Raw genomic sequence first — 1,135 nt, 5'->3', positions numbered from 1 at the left:
GAGTCGAACTACAAACGCATGCAACGGTTTTTCCGAAAATTTGACATCGATTACACCGTGATCGCTAAACTGGTGGTGAGTTGGATGCAAATTCCTCAACCGTGGGTATTGAGTGTAGATCGTACTACCTGGGAGTTTGGCTCTCGGTGCTACAACATCCTGACCTTGGGCATTGTCCATGAAGGGGTAGCCTTTCCTGTACTGTGGTGGATACTCAATAAAAAAGGAAACTCCAACAGCGATGAGCGGATGCGGTTGATCGAACAGTTTTACAAAATTTTTCCGGATGCTCAGGTTTGCTGCTTGTGCGCCGACCGAGAGTTCATTGGTAAAGCCTGGGTGCGCTATCTCCTGCTAGAGCCATCAATGCCATTTCGATTGAGGATTCGAGCCACAGACAAGATTGAACACAATGGCCGTTCTCTGGCAGCCCAAGTACTCTTTGCCCACTTGAAGGTGGGTCAATCCCAAACCCTTAAGGGAACCAGCCGGGTTTGGGGTCTTTGTGTTGCCGTTGAGGCATTGCGCCTTGATAATGGCAAGCTCTTGGTGGTCATTGCTCCTTCCAACAGCGAGGGGTTGGTGGCCGATTATGCTTTACGCTGGGGAATTGAAACCCTCTTTGGCATTTTCAAGACTCGGGGCTAATGCCATTGAATCGACTCACTTCACTGAGGCAGAGCGCTTGGGAAAGCTCTTTGCACTGTTGACTTTGGCATTATGCTGGTCTATGCGAACCGGGTTATTCCTTCATCAGCTCCAGCCCATTTCGATTAAAAAACATGGTCGCCGAGCCAAGAGTATTTTCCGATATGGTCTTGACCATCTTCGTCATATTGTACTCAATCCTTCTTCCCTCAATGAAAGAGATTTTCTTCAATCTCTACAGTTTTTGTCCTGTACTTAGATTTGCTCCACACATATGGCCTAATAATTGACAAAAATTAACAGAATATTAAAAAGGTTTATCCGAGTAATTATCACTAAAACAATGGTTATATAAAGGTTATCGCTTTCACGAAAAATTAACTAAAACTTTAACTCTATAAAGCTTTGATAAAAAAAACTTTTATCAGATAAAATTCCATAGTTTATTCCTTTATCCACAATGGATGTAATCTGTAATTATCAGGGG

The 1,135-nt window shown here is 43.6% G+C and carries 1 pseudogene; it reads left to right on the top strand.

From position 1 onward, the window contains the following. Window positions 1-907: pseudogene (locus F6K37_RS43715) on the top strand (IS4 family transposase); the annotation flags it as partial. Window positions 908-1,135 lie beyond the last annotated feature (228 nt).

The organism is Moorena sp. SIO4E2, from assembly GCF_010671945.1.
In the GTDB taxonomy this organism is placed as follows: Bacteria; Cyanobacteriota; Cyanobacteriia; order Cyanobacteriales; family Coleofasciculaceae; genus Moorena; species Moorena producens.
This window is presented reverse-complemented; position numbering and strand designations above follow the sequence as displayed.